The sequence below is a fragment of the Serratia sp. PL7 genome (assembly GCF_945957435.1).
The window spans coordinates 160,105-178,923 of the sequence record NZ_CAMFLB010000007.1; the positions used below are offsets into that span (position 1 = coordinate 160,105).

The 18,819-nt window shown below is 55.4% G+C and carries 20 protein-coding genes; all 20 read right to left on the reverse strand.

Features of this window, described 5'->3' with window-relative positions; translation table 11 throughout:
* Nucleotides 1-2: 2 nt before the first annotated feature.
* The 20 genes from N6G83_RS26835 to N6G83_RS26930 all read right to left on the reverse strand — a co-directional run bounded on the left by N6G83_RS26835 (nucleotide 3) and on the right by N6G83_RS26930 (nucleotide 18,805).
* Nucleotides 3-227, reverse strand: a complete 225-nt coding sequence (locus N6G83_RS26835) for a zinc ribbon domain-containing protein (RefSeq protein ID WP_021807182.1) — start codon at nucleotides 225-227, stop codon at nucleotides 3-5.
* A 13-nt stretch (nucleotides 228-240) separates the two neighbouring features.
* Nucleotides 241-1,197 (reverse strand): AEC family transporter, encoded by a 957-nt coding sequence (locus tag N6G83_RS26840; RefSeq protein ID WP_021178844.1) that lies wholly within the window; start codon nucleotides 1,195-1,197, stop codon nucleotides 241-243.
* Nucleotides 1,198-1,301: 104 nt separating this feature from the next.
* A complete protein-coding gene (gene der, locus N6G83_RS26845) occupies nucleotides 1,302-2,789 on the reverse strand; it encodes a ribosome biogenesis GTPase Der (protein WP_024526997.1) in 1,488 nt (495 codons plus the stop codon).
* A 157-nt stretch (nucleotides 2,790-2,946) separates the two neighbouring features.
* A complete protein-coding gene (bamB, locus tag N6G83_RS26850) occupies nucleotides 2,947-4,128 on the reverse strand; it encodes an outer membrane protein assembly factor BamB (protein WP_024526996.1) in 1,182 nt (393 codons plus the stop codon).
* Nucleotides 4,129-4,139: 11 nt separating this feature from the next.
* Nucleotides 4,140-4,760 carry a YfgM family protein gene (locus N6G83_RS26855; protein WP_024526995.1) on the reverse strand — a complete coding sequence of 207 codons (621 nt, stop codon included), beginning with the start codon at nucleotides 4,758-4,760 and terminating at the stop codon, nucleotides 4,140-4,142.
* Nucleotides 4,761-4,773: 13 nt separating this feature from the next.
* The gene (gene hisS / locus N6G83_RS26860) at nucleotides 4,774-6,048 is read right to left on the reverse strand and encodes a histidine--tRNA ligase (protein ID WP_065686605.1); all 1,275 of its coding nucleotides are present in this window, start codon (nucleotides 6,046-6,048) and stop codon (nucleotides 4,774-4,776) included.
* Nucleotides 6,049-6,169: 121 nt separating this feature from the next.
* Nucleotides 6,170-7,291, reverse strand: coding sequence for a flavodoxin-dependent (E)-4-hydroxy-3-methylbut-2-enyl-diphosphate synthase (gene ispG / locus N6G83_RS26865; RefSeq protein ID WP_024484238.1), 1,122 nt, complete (start codon nucleotides 7,289-7,291; stop codon nucleotides 6,170-6,172).
* 47 nt (nucleotides 7,292-7,338) lie between these two features.
* Entirely contained in the window at nucleotides 7,339-8,319 is a 981-nt protein-coding gene (rodZ, locus tag N6G83_RS26870; protein WP_024526993.1) for a cytoskeleton protein RodZ, read from the reverse strand.
* Entirely contained in the window at nucleotides 8,309-9,058 is a 750-nt protein-coding gene (gene pilW / locus N6G83_RS26875; RefSeq protein ID WP_024526992.1) for a type IV pilus biogenesis/stability protein PilW, read from the reverse strand. Before pilW ends, rodZ begins: the two co-directional genes overlap by 11 nt.
* 98 nt (nucleotides 9,059-9,156) lie before the next feature.
* A complete protein-coding gene (locus N6G83_RS26880; RefSeq protein ID WP_211134437.1) occupies nucleotides 9,157-10,344 on the reverse strand; it encodes a bifunctional tRNA (adenosine(37)-C2)-methyltransferase TrmG/ribosomal RNA large subunit methyltransferase RlmN in 1,188 nt (395 codons plus the stop codon).
* 229 nt (nucleotides 10,345-10,573) lie between these two features.
* Complete coding sequence (ndk, locus tag N6G83_RS26885) at nucleotides 10,574-10,999, reverse strand: nucleoside-diphosphate kinase (RefSeq protein ID WP_004952077.1); 426 nt, start codon at nucleotides 10,997-10,999, stop codon at nucleotides 10,574-10,576.
* Between the two features lie 180 nt (nucleotides 11,000-11,179).
* Nucleotides 11,180-12,016 carry an enhanced serine sensitivity protein SseB gene (gene sseB, locus N6G83_RS26890; protein ID WP_065686608.1) on the reverse strand — a complete coding sequence of 279 codons (837 nt, stop codon included), beginning with the start codon at nucleotides 12,014-12,016 and terminating at the stop codon, nucleotides 11,180-11,182.
* 225 nt (nucleotides 12,017-12,241) lie between these two features.
* Nucleotides 12,242-13,537, reverse strand: coding sequence for an aminopeptidase PepB (gene pepB / locus N6G83_RS26895; protein ID WP_074029468.1), 1,296 nt, complete (start codon nucleotides 13,535-13,537; stop codon nucleotides 12,242-12,244).
* A gap of 242 nt (nucleotides 13,538-13,779) precedes the next feature.
* Complete coding sequence (iscX, locus tag N6G83_RS26900; protein WP_021178855.1) at nucleotides 13,780-13,980, reverse strand: Fe-S cluster assembly protein IscX; 201 nt, start codon at nucleotides 13,978-13,980, stop codon at nucleotides 13,780-13,782.
* Nucleotides 13,981-13,989: 9 nt separating this feature from the next.
* Nucleotides 13,990-14,325: an ISC system 2Fe-2S type ferredoxin gene (fdx, locus tag N6G83_RS26905; protein ID WP_021178856.1), complete on the reverse strand. Its 336-nt coding sequence runs from the start codon at nucleotides 14,323-14,325 to the stop codon at nucleotides 13,990-13,992.
* 2 nt (nucleotides 14,326-14,327) lie between these two features.
* Nucleotides 14,328-16,178, reverse strand: coding sequence for a Fe-S protein assembly chaperone HscA (gene hscA / locus N6G83_RS26910; RefSeq protein WP_211134438.1), 1,851 nt, complete (start codon nucleotides 16,176-16,178; stop codon nucleotides 14,328-14,330).
* A gap of 34 nt (nucleotides 16,179-16,212) precedes the next feature.
* Nucleotides 16,213-16,734, reverse strand: coding sequence for a co-chaperone HscB (gene hscB, locus N6G83_RS26915; RefSeq protein WP_024529351.1), 522 nt, complete (start codon nucleotides 16,732-16,734; stop codon nucleotides 16,213-16,215).
* Nucleotides 16,735-16,803: 69 nt separating this feature from the next.
* Entirely contained in the window at nucleotides 16,804-17,127 is a 324-nt protein-coding gene (gene iscA, locus N6G83_RS26920) for an iron-sulfur cluster assembly protein IscA (protein WP_021178859.1), read from the reverse strand.
* Nucleotides 17,128-17,179: 52 nt separating this feature from the next.
* The gene (gene iscU, locus N6G83_RS26925) at nucleotides 17,180-17,566 is read right to left on the reverse strand and encodes a Fe-S cluster assembly scaffold IscU (protein WP_004952090.1); all 387 of its coding nucleotides are present in this window, start codon (nucleotides 17,564-17,566) and stop codon (nucleotides 17,180-17,182) included.
* 24 nt (nucleotides 17,567-17,590) lie between these two features.
* Nucleotides 17,591-18,805, reverse strand: coding sequence for an IscS subfamily cysteine desulfurase (locus N6G83_RS26930; protein ID WP_024529352.1), 1,215 nt, complete (start codon nucleotides 18,803-18,805; stop codon nucleotides 17,591-17,593).
* Nucleotides 18,806-18,819 lie beyond the last annotated feature (14 nt).

Below are 18,819 nucleotides of genomic sequence, written 5' to 3' on the forward strand. Positions count from 1 at the left end.
GGTCATTCCACCGGTTGATAGCTGAACTTCACCCGCTTTTTGGAGATCAGCCCATGGCCATGCTGGCAGAGATAATCCACGGCGCCACAGGCTTTCAGTTCTTGCAACGGTTGCCCGCAGTCGGGGCACTCGGCAAGCTGCCGGTAATCGCTGTTGCAGTCGTCACAATGATAGTGGCCATTCACCCAGCTCATCGGCTGGGCACAAACCGGACATAAGGCGTCCATCTTTCCTCCTGGTTTAAATCACGCCCCACGAGCGTAAGAAAGAGATCCCCAACGCGGTGGTAAAGAAGGATCCCACGGTGGTGATCGCAATAATATTGGCGGCCAACGTCGCGTTGCCCCCCATGGCACGCGTCATCACATAGCTGCCGGAGGCGGTTGGCGTCGCAGAGAACATAAAAATAATGCCGAGCGTAGCGCCCTCGAAACCGCAAAGCCAACCCCCAAACGTCATCAACACCGGCACCAAAAACAGTTTAGCCGACGAAGACAACGCCGCGACGTTGGAAGAGCGGAACATTGCCCGCAGATCGAGGCTGGCCCCGGTACACAGCAAGGCCAACGGTAATGACAGGCCTGAGATATAGCTGCCGGTCTGCTTGAGCACTGGCGCAATCCCCAACCCGGTCTGCGCATAGGCCAGGCCACTCAGCAGCCCCAAGATCAGCGGATTAGTCACGATACTGCGCAGCAATGACAAATGTTTGATCTTCTGCCCGTTGCCGCCTTGCAGGCTGCGCGTCAGGGTGATGACCGACAGCACGTTAAACAGGATCACCGTCACGGTCAGATACAGCGAGGCAATCGCGACGCCCTCATCGCCGTAGGCAGTCATAGCATAAGCCAGACCAACAATCGCGGTATTCGCCCGGAACCCTCCCTGTACAAACACGCCACGCTCGCGTGGCTCTTTCACCAGCCACTTGGCCGCGATCTCCAGTAGCAAGAAGGTCGCTATCGTCCCTACCGCACCGTAGATCACCAGAGCAAAATTATCGCGCAGTTGCGGATGGTTGGTGGCGATGCTGAAGAACAACAAGCAGGGCAGCGCCAGATTAAAGACCAGTTTGGTGGCCCCATCGATAAAGCGGTCGTCCATCAGCCGCCAGTGGCGCAGCAGGATCCCCAGCAGCATCATCAATAAGTTGGGTACGGTGACGCTAAAGGCAAAACTCCAGGTTTCCCAGGACATGAGGTTCCTTTGCAGGGTCGGTGAAGAAGTGAGATTGGCAGATAATAGAACGGTTTAAGCTGGATAAAAATAGGGCGCGGTATCAATTCCACGCCCTACGATTGTTATTTTGACTTCTTCAGGTGGCTCATCAAGCGCTTGCGCTTGCGCATCTGGTTTGGCGTCAAGGTATTGCGCTTACCCGCAAACGGGTTCTCGCCCTCTTTGAACTGGATGCGGATCGGCGTCCCCATCACCTTGAGTGAACGACGGAAGTAGTTCATCAGGTAACGTTTGTAGGAGTCGGCCAGATCGGATACCTGGTTACCGTGGATCACCACGATAGGCGGGTTATAACCCCCTGCGTGCGCGTATTTGAGCTTCACGCGGCGGCCACGCACCAACGGCGGCTGGTGGTCTTCGGCAGCCATCTGCATGATCTTGGTCAGCATCGAGGTATTTACGCGACGAGTAGCACACTCATAGGCTTCGTTCACAGATTCGAACAGGTTACCCACACCGCTGCCGTGCAGCGCAGAGATAAAGTGCACACGCGCAAAATCGACAAAGCCCAAACGCAGATCGAGCATCTCTTTCACGTGATCGCGATCTTCCTCACTCATGCCATCCCACTTGTTGACCGCAATCACCAGTGAGCGCCCACTATTGAGGATAAAGCCCAGCAGCGACAGATCCTGATCGGAAATGCCTTCGCGGGCGTCGATCACCAACAACACTACGTTGGCATCTTCGATCGCCTGCAGCGTTTTGATCACCGAGAATTTCTCTACGGTTTCGGTAACTTTGCCGCGCTTGCGCACCCCGGCGGTGTCGATCAGCACGTATTCACGCTCGTCACGCACCATCGGAATGTAAATGCTGTCGCGGGTCGTGCCTGGCATGTCAAACACAACGACACGCTCTTCGCCGAGGATACGGTTAGTGAGCGTCGACTTACCTACGTTAGGGCGGCCAACGATCGCCAGCTTGATCGGCAGATCCTGCGGGTTGAAGTCATCTTCCGGATCTTCATATTCACCCTCTTCCAGCTCACCGCTCTGCTCGGCCCAATAGGCGGCATTGGCTTCTTCTTCGGTCAGCTCGACTTCTTCCGGTTTTGCCGGAATGAACGGCACCAGCACGTGTTCAATCAGCTGCGTGACGCCACGGCCATGGGAAGCGGCAATCGCATAGACGTCGCCCAGGCCCAAGGAATAGAAATCTGCCGTCGCGGTGTCCGGATCCATGCCATCGGTTTTGTTGGCAACCAGAAACGTCGCCTTCTGGCGATTACGCAGGTGCTGAGCAATCCCCTGATCGGCAGGCATCAGGCCGGCACGAGCATCGACCATAAACAGCACGATATCGGCCTCTTCGATCGCCAGCAGCGACTGACCGGCCATACGCGTTTCAACGCCATCCTCCGTCCCGTCAATACCCCCGGTATCGACGATAATAAATTCGTTGCCCTCAACTTCAGCACGACCATACTTGCGGTCTCGCGTTAGCCCGGGGAAATCCGCCACCAGCGCATCGCGCGTCTGTGTTAAACGGTTAAACAAGGTGGATTTACCGACATTCGGGCGCCCGACCAGCGCAACGACAGGTATCATGTTGAAGCCTCATTACTTAATAATCAATGCGTTACTATGCAGCGCAATAGACAGCAGCAGCATAGCTTAAAAATACGAAACGGCTCCTGGTATCAGGAGCCGTTATCCCATGAATCTTACAGGCTGCACAGCCTGCGATCTATTGGGGCTAAAACGGTTAGCGAGTGAAGGCGTAAACCTTGCCGCCACGCGCCTGGATCAGCAGTTTGTCACCGGCCACAATTGGCGCGGACAGGAAGCCGGAGCTATCCACTTGCTGCTGAGCCACAAAACGGCCATCGGTGGTATTGATCCAGTGCAGATAACCTTCGGCATCGCCGACAACCAGGTAGCCGTTATACAACGCTGGTGCGGTCAGGTTACGGTGCAGCAAATCGCTCTGACGCCACAGGTTAACACCACCTTCGGTATTCATCGCCACTACACGGTCATTCTGATCGACCACATAGATACGGCCTGCGTCGACGATAAAGTCGTTCACCGAGCCCATATCACGTTTCCACATGATTTGGCCGGAGCGCAGATCCAGCGCCGCCATGTTGCCATTGTAACCCAAGGCATAGACCACGTTGTCAATAATCACCGGCGTGGTGTCTACGTCATTCAGGCGGTCGATCTCGGTCGCACCGCTTGGCTGGGAAATACGCTGCTGCCAGATCAACTGACCCTGCTGCATCAACACGGCGCTGACGCGACCGTTGTCACCGCCAACTACCGCTGCACCAAAGGCCGTTGCCGGAGCAGACTCACCACGCAGTGACAGTGAAGGGATATCCAGGTTGACCGTCCACTTGATGGCACCATCAGACTCGTTCAACGCTTGCAGCTGGCCGTTGGTGGTATGGATCAGCACCAGCCCCTCGGCGACCACCGGACGGGAAATCGCTTCACCCGCCACCTTGGTTTGCCAGGCGACTTTACCGTCTTCGGTATTCAGCGCATACACCACCGCTTTCTCACTGCCAACGTATACGTTGGAGCCAGACACCGTCAGGCCACCAGACAGCAGAGCAGGCAGGTTACTGGAGAAGAAGCCGGTTTTCTCGGAGAGATCGGCCTTCCATTTTTCTTTACCGTCGGCCAGGTCCATCGCTTTCACCGTACCGCGACGGTCGGCAGCATAAACCGTGCTGTCCTGATAAGCCGGACGCAGGTGAGAGTAATACTCGCCAATGCCATCGCCGACTGACGTGCTCCACGCTTTGTTCGGCGTGAACTGATTTTCAACCTTTGGCAGCGGCGACATGGTAACCACGTCTTCTTCGCCACTAAACAGCGAGCAACCGCTCAGCAAAGTCACGGAAACCAGTCCGACCAAGAGTGTTTTACGCAATTGCATGGGAATTCCCCTTAGCTGGACAAGTTATTCAATTTCATGCGCATTACTGCCGCAAGCGCCTGAGAAGCATTGGACTCGATGCCTTTGCTGTAAGCTTCGCGCGCACCTTTGCTGTCGCCTTTGGCCAACAGTACGTCGCCGCGTACGTCTTGCATCATCGCCATCCAACCCTCGCCTTTCACGCCATCCAGCGTTTTCAGCGCTTCATCCAGCTTTTTCTCTTGCAACTGAATACGAGCCAGACGCAGGTTTACCAGCGCCAGCAGGTTTTCATCTTTGGCATGGCCCTGTGCCACCACCAGTTGCTGTTCTGCCTTGGCGAAATCACCTTGTTCTGCAAAGTGTTTAGCCAAATCCAGAGCCGCGAACACGCCGTAGCTGTTGTCGTTCGCCTGGATAAACTTCTCTGCCGTTGCCACGTCTTCGGCTTTACCCGATGCCAGGGCAACGTCAACCTGTTGATAAGACTGTGAGGCAGCCATCATGCTGGAGGTCTGGTTGCTCTGCCAATAGCGCCAACCAACCAGGGCACCAATACCGAGCACCACACCCACAACCAAAGCTTTACCGTTTTCGGCAAAAAAGTTGCGCACGGCGTCAAGCTGTTCGTTTTCAGTGGTATAGACTTCCACGGTGTCCTTCTCCTTAACCTAACATCAAAGCCAGACGCGCAGCGACTTCGCTTTGCGCCAGCGTTTCTTGTTCACCACTGCGCAGGTCTTTAATCACCACCTGCTGTGCTGCGACTTCATTCTCCCCCAGGATCAGGGCGATACGCGCGCCCCACTTGTCCGCACGGGTGATCTGCTTTTTAAAGTTGCCGCCGCCATAGTTGGTCATCAATTTAATCTGCGGCGCAGCATCACGAACCTGCTCTGCCAGCAACATGGCCGCACTCTGGGTACCCGCCCCGCTCGATATGACGTACACGTCGATGGTGGCCGGTGCCTTGAAGTCCGGATTAACCGCCTGAACCAGCAGCACCAGACGCTCCAGACCCATGGCAAAACCAACCCCAGGGGTAGCGCGCCCACCCAGTTGCTCAACCAGGCCGTCGTAGCGGCCACCGGCACACACGGTGCCCTGAGCGCCCAGGCTGGTGGTGACCCACTCAAACACCGTGCGATTGTAATAATCCAGGCCGCGCACCAGGCGCTCGTTAACGGTATATGGGATACCGGCCTGAGCTAAAAGTTCACACAGCCCGGCAAAGTGGGCTTTGGACTCGTCATCCAGATAATCGGAAAGACGCGGCGCATCGTTAAGCAGGGTTTGCACTTCTGGATTTTTAGAATCCAGCACGCGCAGTGGGTTGCTGTACATGCGGCGCTTGCAGTCTTCGTCGAGTTTTTCCTGATGCTGTTCCAGGAAAGCCACCAGAGCGTCACGATAGTTGGCGCGAGCTTCCAGTGAACCGATGGAGTTCAGTTCCAGATTGACGTGTTCGGCAATACCCAGCGCTTTCCACCAGCGGGCGGTGAGCAGGATCAGTTCGGCGTCAATATCCGGGCCTTGCAGGCCAAATACCTCAGCCCCTAACTGATGGAACTGGCGGTAACGGCCTTTTTGTGGACGTTCGTAACGGAACATCGGGCCGATATACCACAGACGCTGTTCCTGATTGTACAGCAGACCATGTTCGATACCGGCGCGTACGCAGCCAGCCGTTCCTTCCGGGCGCAACGTCAGGCTTTCGCCGTTGCGGTCCTCGAAGGTATACATCTCTTTTTCCACGACGTCGGTCACTTCACCGATGGCGCGTTTAAATAACGGGGTCTGCTCTACAATCGGCAACCGGATTTCGCTATAGCCATAGCCGCTCAGCACCTGCTTGAGTGTGCCTTCAATACGCTGCCACAGTGCCGTTTCTTCCGGCAGGTAATCGTTCATGCCGCGAATGGCTTGAATGTTTTTTGCCACGTGAGTTCTCTGTCCGTTTATATAAAATGGATCCGATTATAGGGACTTTGCCACCCGCTATTCAACGCAGATGCGCAATCCAGTCCTCGGATAAACAATCAGCGGGCCAATAGCCGCCGACTTATTCTTCCAGAAGATTGATCGAAATACGCTTGGATTCGTCCATCATGGCCGCTTTGGCCCGGATCTTAGCTTCCAACTGGTCAATCATCTGTTCGTTATCAAAACGCTCTTTCTGGCGCACGCCGTCTTCGTAGAAGCCACTCTTCTTGTGCCCACCGGTTACCCCAATAGTCGACACCAGAGCTTCGCCCGGCCCGTTCACCACGCAACCGATAATGGACACATCCATCGGGGTGATGAGGTCTTCCAGGCGCTGTTCCAACGCATTGACGGTGCCAATGACGTCAAACTCCTGACGTGAACAGGTTGGGCAGGCAATGAAGTTGATGCCACGGGCGCGGATGCGCAAGGACTTCAGGATATCAAAGCCAACCTTCACTTCTTCGACCGGGTCCGCCGCCAGCGAAATGCGTAGCGTATCGCCGATCCCTTCCGACAGCAGCATACCTAGGCCAATGGCTGATTTTACTGAGCCACTACGTGCTCCGCCCGCCTCGGTGATGCCAAGATGCAAGGGCTGGTCAATACGGGCAGCCAGCAGCCGGTAAGACTGCACGGCCAGGAACACGTCGGACGCTTTCACGCTCACCTTGAACTGGTCAAAGTTGAGACGGTCCAGAATATCCACGTGACGCATAGCGGATTCCAGCAGCGCTTCCGGCGTAGGTTCGCCGTACTTTTCCTGAATATCTTTTTCCAACGAGCCGCCGTTAACGCCGATGCGGATCGGGATATTTTTGTCACGCGCACAATCAACCACTGAACGGATACGAGATTCGTTGCCGATGTTGCCAGGGTTGATACGCAGGCAGTCAACGCCGTATTCGGCAACCTGCAGCGCAATGCGGTAATCGAAATGGATATCGGCCACCAGCGGTACGTTGACCTGCTGCTTGATCAGCCGAAACGCCTCGGCGGCGTCCATGGTGGGAACGGAAACGCGGACGATATCAACCCCCACGCGCTCCAGAGCCCGGATCTGATTAACCGTCGCTTCGACATCGGTGGTACGGGTGTTGGTCATCGATTGCACGGCAATCGGCGCTCCATCGCCTATAGGCACGTTACCGACGTAAATACGGGTGGATTTGCGGCGGTTAATGGGAGCTTGGTTATGCATCAGTTACTCTCCACTGCTGCTCTTTTATTCCGACAATAGCCGCGCAATTACTGCGCGGCAACGGTCAGACGAGCAACACGGTTTGACTTGACAAACCGGCTTAAATCGACCGGTTTACCCTGGAATTGGACCTGTACCGAAGCCGGTGCGCCAAGGGTCAGTTTAAACGGCGCCTTGCCAGCCAGATTCAGCCGGGAACCGCTTTTCTGGATGCCGCTGACCAAGGATTTCCCAGTCGCGTCAACCACCTGTACCCAGCAGTCGCCGGAAAAATCCATCACCAGCCCGTTGGCATCAGCCTCTGAAGCACTGACGCCAGCAGCACCGGTAGGCAACTGAGCCTGAGCGACTGGCGCGGTCGATGTCGCATCCGGGATAGTAGCCTGGCTTGGTGCTACCACAGCAGGCTGTTGAGCCGCCTGAGGATCAAGCACGGCCGGGGCCTGTTGAGTCGTAGCAGCACTATTGGTTGACGGCGCAGGGCTGTTGTCTGGAACAACTGCCGATGCACCATTATCCACGTTACCGTCGGTCAATGGCACGGGCTGGCCTTCACCATGCTGAGACAACTGTGCGGAAGATTGATCCGCCATGGTGGCGATCTCTTCCTGCTGAGCCTTGTGATTCTGCCACCACCAGGCACCGGTCAAACCCACGACCACAAACACAATCAGCCAGGTAAAGCTCATCAGCCAGCCATCACGCTTTTTACGGCGCTTACCCAAAGAGAAGCTCTGCATCTGAGCCACCTTGGCCGCTCTCACCGGTGCCTGTTTTTCCATCATCGGCAACAGTTCATCTTCTGGCAAATGCACCAGCTTGGCATAGGAACGGATATAACCACGCACGAACGTTGAAGCCAGATCGGCAGACATATTGTCGTCTTCAATGTCGCGCACGGTAGACATTTTTAGGCACAGGCGTTCAGCCACGGCCTGTTGACTCAGCCCGAGTTGTTCACGAGCCTGGCGCAGGCGTTGACCTGTTGTCATAGATACGGTTTTATCTTGGGAATCTTCAGTATTCATTAGCTAAGAACTGCTGGTACTGTTTGGATTGTGGAAAACTTCGCGCTAGCTGTTTGCCATAGCGTTGAACGCTATCCTGACGGCCCGCTAACGCGGCGAAACGAATCTGTAACCATAGACTGTCGGCACTCGCCGGCAGAACATGTTGATAACTGTCCAATAAAAGTTGCGACTGCGCGCGCTTCCCTTCTCCAAATTGCTTTTCTGCTTCCACTAGTAGCGGAGCCCCCTTGTCCGGATCGATCTTCAGCGCTCGCGTTAATAACTTACGAGCTTCATCATTTTGACCGGCCTTGAGGAAACAGTAACCTGCGTTTTCCAGACTGTCGGCAACCTGGCCATATTCTGGCGCCAGTGCCGCAGCGCTAAACTGCTGTTGGGCCGGTACATACTGCCCTAAACTACAGAGAAACGCACCGTAATTATTCAATACGGTACCGTTACCCGGTGCAAGTTTAAGCGCTTGCTGATAACGCTGTTCAGCGGCGGCGTTATCGCCAATCCGCTGGTTGTAGAGTGCCATGCCCAATTGGGTACGATAATCCTGTGGGGCCGCATCGACCGCTTTTTGCAGATTCTGCCTGGCAGCCGGTAGATCGCCCTGGTTCAGATACTCCAGGCCCAGTTGTAACCGGGTCTGGCCTGCTGCCACCGCTGGCCCGTCGTGATCGGGTTGCGAGCTGGAGCAGCCCGCCAGCAAACTGGCCGCCAATATTACACCCCACAGTTTCAGCTTCATGCTTGCACTCATTTCCTTATCCGATGTTACCCGATCGCCTGAAGGATTGCTGCTCACATAACAGGCTGTTAGATAACAAAAAAATCATGCTATAGGATTCAGACCGCTCGTACGTTGATAGGTTCCCCGGCCATTTTCTTTTTCAGGGTACGCTTGGTACGATCGATCACCTCTCCCGCCAACTGCCCACAGGCAGCATCGATGTCATCGCCACGGGTTTTACGAACAATAGTCGTAAAGCCGTATTCCATCAACACCTTGGAGAAACGGTCGACGCGGCTGTTGGAGCTGCGGCCATAAGGTGCCCCAGGGAACGGGTTCCATGGGATCAGGTTGATCTTGCACGGCGTATCTTTCAGCACTTCCGCCAGTTGGTGCGCATCGTCGGTACTGTCGTTGATGTGATCCAGCATCACGTACTCAACGGTGACCCGCCCTTGGTTGGCATTGGATTTTTCCAGATAACGGCGTACCGCTGCCAGGAAGGTTTCAATATTGTACTTGCGGTTGATCGGCACGATCTCGTCGCGGATCTTGTCGTTAGGCGCATGTAGCGAAATGGCCAGAGCCACATCGATCATGTCACCCAATTTGTCCAGAGCGGGTACGACACCGGAGGTAGACAAGGTAACGCGGCGCTTGGACAGACCAAAACCAAAGTCATCCAGCATGATTTCCATCGCTGGCACCACGTTGGTCAGGTTAAGCAACGGCTCGCCCATGCCCATCATCACCACGTTGGTGATAGGACGTTGGCCGGTGACTTTGATGGCCCCCAGGATTTTAGCGGCACGCCAAACCTGGCCGATGATTTCCGAGACGCGCAGGTTGCGGTTAAAGCCCTGCTGAGCCGTGGAACAGAATTTGCACTCCAGTGCGCAGCCTACCTGTGAAGACACGCACAGGGTGGCGCGATCGCCATCTGGGATGTAGACGGTTTCGACCTGTTGATCGCCCACCTTGATGGCCCACTTGATGGTGCCATCGGCCGAACGCTGCTCTTCTGCGACTTCCGGCGCACGGATTTCCGCTACGCGCTGTAATTTATTGCGCAGCACCTTGTTGATGTCGGTCATCTGCTCAAAATCATCGCAGCAATAGTGATACATCCACTTCATCACCTGATCGGCGCGGAAAGGTTTTTCACCCATATTGGCGAAAAATTCGCGCAATTGCTGGCGGTTCAAATCCAGCAGGTTGATTTTGGCCGTAGCCAGTTGTTCCGTTTGCACGGTCAGGGAATTATTTTCAGACAAGGTATGCTCGGGCGCGATGGGTTCTAACATAATGATCTCTTAGCCTCGTTATTACACGTTATGGCTTGAAGGAGTGGAAAGTAAGTGTGTCATCAAAAGACACGCCCCAGGCAAGATAGCTTCCCTGGGGCGCGGCATTGTACAAATTTTAGTAGCGGGTTTCTACGTCTGAACGGCTTTCACGACATTTTTTATTGTATCTGCCGGTAAACACCGCTCTCACCAAGTGAAACCTACTTAACCCTAAAGACGGCGGGTATTAGCGTGGGCAGATTTCGCTTTCGTTAAAGAAATAGGCGATTTCACGCTGGGCAGATTCTACTGCGTCTGAGCCGTGCACGGCGTTGGCCGTGAAGCTGTCCGCATAGTCAGCACGCAGGGTGCCGGCCAATGCGTTGTCCGGATTGGTTGCGCCCATGATGTCACGGTTACGCTGTACGGCGTTTTCGGCTTCCAGAACCTGAACTACGATTGGGCCAGAAGTCATGAACTCCACCAGACCGTCGAAGAAAGGACGACCTTTGTGCTCAGCGTAGAAGCCTTCCGCTTGTTCGCGAGTCAGACGCAACATTTTAGATGCGATGATTTTGAAACCCGCGCGCTCGAAACGAGCATAGATAGCGCCGATGTCATTGTTAGCTACAGCGTTTGGTTTAATGATGGAAAAGGTACGTTCTACGGTCATGATGGCCTCTATTATGTCTTCCAAAACAGGCCGGGCGATAAGGTGAGGTGCCGGCCTTTCAAGTGGCGCAGATTATATGTGCGCTGTTAACGCTTGCCTACGGGAAAATCAACATTTCATTAAAAAAAAATTATCTTAATCCTCGATAGTCAGCGACAAATGGGATCCTGGTCGGTCGGCTTACTGGGTTTTATCGGTCGATGGGATCATATTGCGCAGCCAACTGCCCCAGCGACGCTGATAGAAGGCCTGGGTATGGGTGATCAGGTAATGGCTCACGCCCCGCGCATTCTCTTCTACCAGGCAAAAATCGACTGGCTCATCGTTCGGCGCGGTTTCGCTGGCCACCATGCCGGCTTCGCTGATCAGGGCTTCAATCTCTGCCGGATCGCCATCCACTTCCAGACCCACTAACAGGTTCGGCTTCTCGTCTACGGCGCGATCGTGCATCAACGCCAGGAAAGCGCGGCGTACCGGTTTCCGCTGGCTGAACAAGGTCGTCAGCGCATCCACCATCGCCGCCGGATACTCTTCAGGCTGCCCCAGCAGCAACTGGGTTTCGGTATCGATATAGCGTTCCGCCGGTTTCACTACGCCACCGGTAGCCAACAGCATGGCGATCTCTGCTGGCAAGAATTCTTTGCCGTGGGTGCCTTTCGGGTTCAGGAACAGTTCGGCACCTTGGGTGATTTCAAACAGCACTCTAGCGGGCATGGCGATAAAGGGTTGCTCATCCTCCACCGCTTTTTGCAGCGCCTCCAACGAGGTGAAGAAAGGCACCACGCTGCTGCCATCCTGCTTTTCCCAGTGCTGAATGTTCACCGGCGTCTCGGCATTCAGCGTAATTTCACCGTCGTGCGGCACCTGCTCGCTGTCACCCAGAATGTAGACCGTTGAATCCAGCAGTTCGCGGAAAAACGCAGGGCGGTGTGCCGGTTCCGAGGCCGCCAGCCTCAGCAGGCGCTCAAGCTCGTTTTCGCCTGAAACGGCGTCATCATCATGATGGTGGGAACTCATTGCCGACTCCTCCTATGTATTAAGGGCTCAGCATGCTGAGCCCCTGGGAAAGTTTGGGATAATCGAGGTGAGAAGTTTTCCTGCTTCAGTGATCTTCCCCTCACCCTAACCCTCTCCCCAAGGAGAGGGGACTGTCCGTGCCACAATTTAATTCCGCCCTTCACCACGTCATCGTTTCAGCTCCCTCTCCCTTTGGGAGAGGGTTGGGTGAGGGGCAAATACAGGTTACTTGGCTTTGCTCAGCAACAGGTTGGCCAGCGTACGCACGCCCAGACCGGTTGCACCTGCTGACCACTGATCCACGGCACCTTTGCGATAGGTGGCAGAACAGTCGATATGCAGCCAACCCTGTTGATAATTCTGCACAAAGTGCGACAGGAAGGCCGCTGCGGTACTGGCACCAGCGGTGTAAGCCGGGCCCGCAACGTTGTTCAGTTCAGCAAAGTTTGACGGTAACTGGCTGCGGTGGAATTCCGCCAGCGGCAGACGCCAGAACGGCTCATGCTCTTCATCCGCACTGGCTAACAGCTCTTGCGCCAACGCATCGTCAAAGCTGAACAGCGCGTGGTAATCATTACCTACCGCCGTTTTGGCCGCGCCGGTCAAGGTCGCACAGTCGATGATCAACTGCGGGTTTTGTGCGCTGGCATCGATCAGGCCATCGGCCAACACCAGACGCCCTTCCGCATCGGTATTCATCACTTCAACCGTCTTGCCATTGCGGTAGCGGATAATGTCGCCCAGTTTAAAGGCGTTACCGCTGACCATATTGTCCGCACAGCACAGGTACAGTTTGACACGCTGCTGCAAGCCGCGTGCCACCGCTAATGCCAATGCGCCAGTAATGGTAGCCGCACCGCCCATGTCGGACTTCATCGAGTCCATAAACGCGCTCTGCTTGAGGCTGTAGCCACCGCTGTCGAAGGTGATACCTTTACCTACCAGGCAGGCAAATACCGGTGCATCCGGGTTGCCCGTCGGGTTAAAGTCCAGCGCCAGCAGCACCGGGGAACGGTCGGAACCCCGGCCAACGGTATGAATACCGGCGTAGTTCTGCTCGCGCAGGTCTTCACCTTTGGTGATACGGTAGCTGACGGCATCGCAACCAACAGCACACATCAGATCAACCGCGCGGGTTGCCAGTTGCTCTGGCCCCAGCTCTTCCGCTGGCATATTGATGGTGTCACGCACCCAATCGACAATCTTCAGGCGCTGTTGCAGCTCTTGGCTTTCCGCTTCCGGCAGCTCGGCCCATTCAACGCTACGCTGCCCTTTCGGCCCGCGAAAGCCCTGCCAAAACGCCCAGCTGTTTTCCAGGTCCCAGCCTTCCCCGGCCAGTTTCACTTTCTTGATGCCCTGGCCATCGATCCTGCGTGCCGCGCGCTGGATCAGGCCCAGTTTGCCGGTTGCGGTCAGATGGATGGTAATGCCTTGGTCATTGGTGCTCAGCAGCGCCTTTTCACCCCAGCGCGCATCGGCGGGTTGCTGGGATAGCGTGATCTGCATGATTTCGGTTGTCATAGCCTTACTCCGGATTCCCCCCTTCATTCTTCACTCTATCAAGCGAAATTCATTGGGGATTTTTATTGTATACCCTATGGATTTCAAGTTGCAGCCAGGCGACAAGCTATCTCAGCCTCAGGAGCTTACTTTTGGTAAGTGACTGGGGTGAGATCGCGCAGGTAACAACGCTGCAGCTTGAAAGACGACGGGTATGTCGGATACAAAATAAACGGGCTGCCTATGGCAGCCCGTCATGCTATTTACTCTGCTTCATCTAACCAGACCAGCAGGATCGCTTCCAGTATTTTTTCATTGGAAGCCTGCGGTTCGTCGTCAAACTCTTCCAGATCGCAAATCCACTGGTGCATGTCGGTGAAACGCACGGTTTTAGGATCGGTATCTGGATAGGCGTCGTACAGGGCTTCGCCGATTTCGCGGCTGTCTGTCCACTTCAGTCCCATCCTTATCTCCTAGTGCTCGCGCGCATGGTTAACAGTGTAACGCGGCATTTCGACTACCAGATCGTCTTCGGTGACGCGGGCCTGGCAGCTCAAGCGGCTTTCCGGCTCCAGCCCCCAGGCTTTGTCCAGCATATCATCTTCCAGCTCGCTGCTTTCGGCCAGGGAATCAAACCCTTCACGCACGATGCAGTGGCAAGTGGTACAGGCGCAGGATTTCTCACAGGCATGTTCAATTTCAATACCGTTACGCAGTGCGACATCGAGGATGGTTTCCCCAACTTCCGCTTCCAGTACTGCCCCCTCTGGGCATAGATCTTGATGGGGCAGGAAAACAATTTTCGGCATGGTTAAACCTCATCCACAGAATGGCCAGCCAGCGCACGGCGAATGGAGGCATCCATGCGGCGCGCGGCAAAATCTTGGGTTGTTGCATCGACTCTTTTTATTGCAGCCTCGATCGCTGCAGGATCGGAGCCTTGCATCACTTGCTGGAGCTCGGCTACCGCGTTATTGATAGCCAGGCTTTCTTCGTCACTCAGCAGAGCAGCATCGCTCGCCAGTGCACCTTGCAGGCTTTCCAGCACGCGGGAAGCTTCTACCCGTTGCTCCGCCAGCTTGCGAGCACCGACATCGCTTTGCGCATTGGCCATCGAGTCCTTCAACATGCCGGCAATTTCGGCATCGGACAGGCCATACGAAGGCTTGACCTGAATAGAGGCTTCGACGCCGGTGGATTTCTCCATCGCCGTCACGCTCAGCAAGCCATCGGCATCCACCTGGAAGGTCACACGAATATGTGCCCCACCGGCAGGTAACGGCGGCAAGCCACGCAGCGTAAAGCGTGCCAGCGAACGGCAATCTTGCACCAGTTCACGCTCGCCTTGCAGCACGTGGATCATCATCGCGCTCTGACCGTCTTTAAAGGTGGTGAACTCCTGCGCACGCGCCACCGGAATGGTGGTGTTACGCGGGATCACCTTCTCAACCAGGCCACCCATGGTTTCCAGACCAAGCGAAAGTGGGATCACGTCCAGCAGCAGCATTTCGCTATCTGGTTTATTACCCACCAGGATATCCGCCTGAATAGCAGCACCGATCGCCACCACCTTGTCCGGATCGATCGACGTCAGTGGCGTGCGGCCAAAGAACTCGCCCACCTGTTCGCGTACCAATGGCACACGGGTTGAGCCGCCCACCATCACCACTTCCAGCACCTCTTCGGCACTGACGGCGGCATCTTTCAGCGCGCGGCGGCAGGCCATCAGGGTACGTTTCACCAGCGTGGCAATCAGCGTTTCGAACTGTTCGCGGGTCACTTCCCCCTGCCAACCAGCGATATCGACCGTGGTGCTCTGCGCATCGCTCAGGGCGATTTTGACCGCAATCGCGGCATCCAGCAATTGACGTTGCACACCATGATCGCGGCGATCGCTAATGCCGGCCTGTTCACGCAACCAGTCCGCCAGCAGATGATCGAAGTCATCGCCACCCAATGCGGAATCACCGCCGGTAGCCAGCACTTCGAACACGCCACGGCTGAGGCGCAAAATGGAAATATCAAAGGTGCCGCCGCCCAGATCGTAAACGGCGATCACCCCTTCCTGACCCGAATCCAACCCGTAGGCGATAGCCGCGGCGGTCGGTTCGTTCAACAGGCGCAGCACGTGCAGGCCAGCCAGACGCGCAGCGTCTTTGGTGCCTTGGCGTTGAGCGTCGTCGAAGTAGGCAGGAACGGTGATCACTACCCCATCAAGTTCACCTTCCAGCGCCGCTTTGGCGCGGGTAGCCAGTGCCCTGAGGATATCGGCAGATACGCCAACCGGGTTAACCAGGCCTGCGGCGGTCACGATCATCGGCAAGCCGTTGTCGCTGGCCTGGAACTGATACGGCAGGTTTGGATAGCGTTGTTGCACGTCCGCCAAAGAGCGGCCCATCATGCGTTTGACAGAGCTGACCGTATTGACCGGATCTTGTGCCGCCTGTGCACGAGCACTCCAGCCAACCTGATGTTCGGTGGCCTGATAATGCACCACGGAAGGCAGCAGATAGCGCCCTTCAAGGTCAGCCAGCGTCTCGGCTTGGCCGCTACGCACCGTAGCCACCAGCGAGTTGGTGGTCCCCAGATCAATACCGGCAGCCAAGCGGCGCTGATGCGGCGCAGCCGTGAGGCCAGGCTCACTAATTTGTAATAAGGCCATTTACAGAGCTTCCAAAATCAAGATCAAGAATCTATTACTCAAAACCCAGCAATTTTTCTTCGAGTTGTTCAATCTGTTGCTGGAGCTTGTCCAAAAAGCGTAGCTTGCGCACGGTATCGGCAGCCTGTGACCACTGCTGATCATCTAGCTCCTGCACCATCTGCGCACTACGCTGCTTGAAGGTCTTGTTCAGGCGCGTGGCGAAGGCAGCCAGTGCGTTTTGCGCATCCGGCGAGCGTTCAATGGCATCAAGCTCTTCACGCAGCTCCAACTGCTCCATCAGGAACGCGGTGTCGCGCAGGGTATGTTGCTCGTTGCCCAAATCAAAGCCGTGCAAAGATAACATATACTCGGCACGTTTTAACGGGTGCTTCAGCGACTGATAGGCTTCATTGATGGTCGCCGCCTGCTGTAACGCCATCAGGCGTTCACGCTCCGGTTGGAGGGCATGACGATCGGGGTGGAATTGGCGCTGCAAATCTTGATAGCGTGAGGTAAGCAAGCTGCCGTCTACGCTGTAGCGGACCGGCAACCCGAATAAAGTAAAGTAATCCATAGCGTGCTCGGGGGCGTTATCGTGATGATTGAGGTTCCCCCGTGGTTCACGGGGGAGCACGATGGACTGTCAGACGTTAAAGCTTTCGCCGCAGCCGCACTCGCTTGAGACGTTCGGGTTGTTGAACTTGAAGCCTTCGTTCAGACCTTCCTTGACGAAATCAAGCTCGGTACCGTCCAGATAGACCAGGCTCTTGCCGTCAATGATCACCTTGACGCCTTTGTCTTCAAAAACGATATCATCGTCGTTCGTTTCATCAACAAATTCGAGCACATACGCCATTCCGGAACAGCCGGAAGTTCGCACGCCCAGACGCAGGCCGAGACCTTTGCCACGGTGGTCCAAAAATGCCTGAACCCGCTGCGCGGCGCTGTCGCTCATGGTAATCGACATAACAACCTCTTCAATCTTAGCCCGCAAGGCGGGCTAACTGACTCAATAATAACTACTTGGCGCTGTGCTTGCTCTTGTAGTCGGCGATCGCTGCTTTAATGGCGTCTTCGGCCAGAATTGAGCAGTGAATTTTAACCGGAGGTAACTCCAGTTCTTCGGCGATCTGGGTATTTTTGATCGCTTCGGCCTGATCAAGAGACTTGCCTTTCATCCATTCGGTCACCAGCGAACTGGAAGCGATGGCGGAACCGCAGCCGTAGGTTTTGAAACGGGCATCTTCAATAATGCCTTCGTTGTTGACCTTGATCTGCAGCTTCATCACGTCGCCACAGGCTGGTGCCCCTACCATTCCGCTACCGACGGTAGGATCTTCGTTATCAAACGACCCTACGTTACGCGGGTTTTCATAATGATCGATTACTTTTTCGCTGTAAGCCATGACGTTGCTCCTGGATGCTGAGAATTAATGATGTGCCCATTCGATGCTGTTGATATCCACGCCCTGTTTGAACATGTCCCACAGTGGGGAGAGATCGCGCAGACGGCCAATGGATTTACGCACCAACGAAATGGTGTAATCGATCTCTTCTTCCGTGGTAAAACGCCCCAGGGAGAAACGGATCGAGCTGTGCGCTAACTCATCACTCATACCCAGTGCACGCAGCACATAGGAGGGTTCAAGGCTGGCAGAAGTACAGGCAGAACCTGAAGAAACCGCCAAGTCTTTCAACGCCATGATCAGCGACTCACCTTCAACATAGTTGAAGCTGACGTTGAGAATGTTCGGTGCACCGTGTTGCAGATCGCCGTTCAGATACACTTCTTCCATATCTTTCACGCCGTCCCAAAGACGATCGCGCAGGATGCGCAGGCGTGCCATTTCGCTGGCCATTTCTTCTTTGGCGATACGATAGGCTTCACCCATGGCAACGATCTGATGCACTGGCAGGGTACCGGAACGCATACCGCGCTCATGGCCACCGCCGTGGATCTGGGCTTCGATGCGGATGCGCGGCTTACGCTGCACATACAGGGCACCAATACCTTTCGGGCCATAAATCTTGTGGCCGGAGAAGGACATCAGATCCACTTTCAGCTTGCTCAGATCGATAGGCAGTTTACCTACGCTCTGGGTCGCATCGACGTGATAGATGATGCCACGCGCCCGGCACATTTCGCCGATGGCGGCGATGTCCTGCACCACGCCAATTTCGTTATTCACGTGCATGATGGAAACCAGGATGGTGTCTTCACGCATCGCGGCTTCGAGAACCTGGAGATCGATGATCCCGTTGCTCTGCGGTGCCAGATAGGTGACTTCAAAACCTTCGCGCTCAAGTTGGCGGCAGGTATCCAGCACGGCTTTATGTTCGGTTTTACTGGTGATGATGTGCTTGCCTTTCTTCTGATAGAAGTTGGCAGCACCTTTGATCGCCAGGTTATCGGATTCGGTGGCCCCAGAGGTGAACACGATCTCACGCGGGTCTGCGCCAACCAGCTCAGCGATTTGGTTACGGGCGATATCAACCGCCTCTTCCGCCTGCCAGCCGAAACGGTGGGAACGGGAGGCCGGGTTACCGAAAGTGCCGTCCAGGGTCAAAAACTGCATCATCTTCTCGGCAACACGCGGGTCGACGGGGGTCGTGGCCGAGTAGTCCAGATAAATCGGTAATTTCATTGCTCTTGTACTCC

Coding starts and splice junctions, on each gene's coding strand:
- N6G83_RS26835 (WP_021807182.1), bottom strand. CDS start 227: ATGGACGCCTTATGTCCGGTTTGTGCCCAGCCGATGAGCTGGGTGAAT.
- N6G83_RS26840 (WP_021178844.1), bottom strand. CDS start 1,197: ATGTCCTGGGAAACCTGGAGTTTTGCCTTTAGCGTCACCGTACCCAAC.
- der (WP_024526997.1), bottom strand. CDS start 2,789: ATGATACCTGTCGTTGCGCTGGTCGGGCGCCCGAATGTCGGTAAATCC.
- bamB (WP_024526996.1), bottom strand. CDS start 4,128: ATGCAATTGCGTAAAACACTCTTGGTCGGACTGGTTTCCGTGACTTTG.
- ispG (WP_024484238.1), bottom strand. CDS start 7,291: ATGCATAACCAAGCTCCCATTAACCGCCGCAAATCCACCCGTATTTAC.
- rodZ (WP_024526993.1), bottom strand. CDS start 8,319: ATGAATACTGAAGATTCCCAAGATAAAACCGTATCTATGACAACAGGT.
- pilW (WP_024526992.1), bottom strand. CDS start 9,058: ATGAAGCTGAAACTGTGGGGTGTAATATTGGCGGCCAGTTTGCTGGCG.
- N6G83_RS26880 (WP_211134437.1), bottom strand. CDS start 10,344: ATGTTAGAACCCATCGCGCCCGAGCATACCTTGTCTGAAAATAATTCC.
- ndk (WP_004952077.1), bottom strand. CDS start 10,999: ATGACCGTAGAACGTACCTTTTCCATCATTAAACCAAACGCTGTAGCT.
- sseB (WP_065686608.1), bottom strand. CDS start 12,016: ATGAGTTCCCACCATCATGATGATGACGCCGTTTCAGGCGAAAACGAG.
- pepB (WP_074029468.1), bottom strand. CDS start 13,537: ATGACAACCGAAATCATGCAGATCACGCTATCCCAGCAACCCGCCGAT.
- iscX (WP_021178855.1), bottom strand. CDS start 13,980: ATGGGACTGAAGTGGACAGACAGCCGCGAAATCGGCGAAGCCCTGTAC.
- fdx (WP_021178856.1), bottom strand. CDS start 14,325: ATGCCGAAAATTGTTTTCCTGCCCCATCAAGATCTATGCCCAGAGGGG.
- hscA (WP_211134438.1), bottom strand. CDS start 16,178: ATGGCCTTATTACAAATTAGTGAGCCTGGCCTCACGGCTGCGCCGCAT.
- hscB (WP_024529351.1), bottom strand. CDS start 16,734: ATGGATTACTTTACTTTATTCGGGTTGCCGGTCCGCTACAGCGTAGAC.
- iscA (WP_021178859.1), bottom strand. CDS start 17,127: ATGTCGATTACCATGAGCGACAGCGCCGCGCAGCGGGTTCAGGCATTT.
- iscU (WP_004952090.1), bottom strand. CDS start 17,566: ATGGCTTACAGCGAAAAAGTAATCGATCATTATGAAAACCCGCGTAAC.
- N6G83_RS26930 (WP_024529352.1), bottom strand. CDS start 18,805: ATGAAATTACCGATTTATCTGGACTACTCGGCCACGACCCCCGTCGAC.